1 protein-coding gene is annotated in these 910 nt (G+C 61.8%); it reads right to left on the reverse strand.

The features are described 5' to 3' along the window. On the reverse strand, positions 1 to 751 hold a 751-nt coding region (gene istA, locus EVC45_RS44875), incomplete at its 3' end, for an IS21 family transposase (protein WP_129964389.1). Positions 752 to 910 lie beyond the last annotated feature (159 nt).

Consider the following 910-nt stretch of genomic DNA (forward strand, 5'->3'; position numbering starts at 1 on the left):
ACATATTTTTTACCGCACCATACTCATGACCCATCCCACGGTTGTTGCGCGTGCCTTCCATCCCGTAGTGCTCGAGTAGTGCCGCATAGCGAGCTGTGAAGTCGTCCTCTTCCTGCAGGTTCCTGAAGGCCGCCGACAGACTGTCGGAGCGGTGTTCGCGTGGGCAGCCGCCGGCCTGCCACAGCGCGTTCTGCAATCCCGTCGCGAGCGCCTGGAAGCTCTCCCCGCCATCAACCACACTGGCGTATTCCCAGCGCGAGAATGCCAGCACAAAGTGATACAGCAGGTGGTCAAACGGAGCGCCGCCAATCGTCACGCACAGCTTGTCCATGTGGGTGAAGTCCGACAGGCCTCGTGCGCCTGGCTGATACGTTTGGGGGAAGAACACTTCCCGGTTCGGCCCTTCGAGCGCGCGCCACTGGCTGACATGCCGCTCAAACGTGCGACGCATACTGTCTGGAAATCGCTCGGGATGGTCTTCCTGCAATTTGCGCAGCAGGGTGATCGCCTTCAGCTTTGGCGCACTGCGCAGCAACGGGACGACTTCGGCTTCCCATACATCGGCAAATGGATCAGGACGCGAGCGCCAGTAGCGCCGGGGCTGCTGCGACGGAAGCCCGGCTTCACGTTCGACACGTCTCGCCGTTCGCTCGCTCATGCCCGACTTCGCTGCGGCGACCTTCTGTGGATGAAGTTTGCGCTGGTTCATGTAGAGGCGGACCTGTTGGTCGGTGATGCGGGTTCCAGACATGGGCTGACCGCCTCTTTTTAGATTCAGTCAGCCATCCTAGACCTCGCCGACCCGGCGACGCCGGCAGCTCGTCGTCTGCGGCGGCTACGCCGCCTCCGACTCCTCACTACCGGCCAAGATGAATGTCGCTACACCGGACGCAATCATTGTCGCCGCCCA

This window comes from Paraburkholderia sp. UYCP14C (assembly GCF_004197395.1).
Taxonomy (GTDB): domain Bacteria; phylum Pseudomonadota; class Gammaproteobacteria; order Burkholderiales; family Burkholderiaceae; genus Paraburkholderia.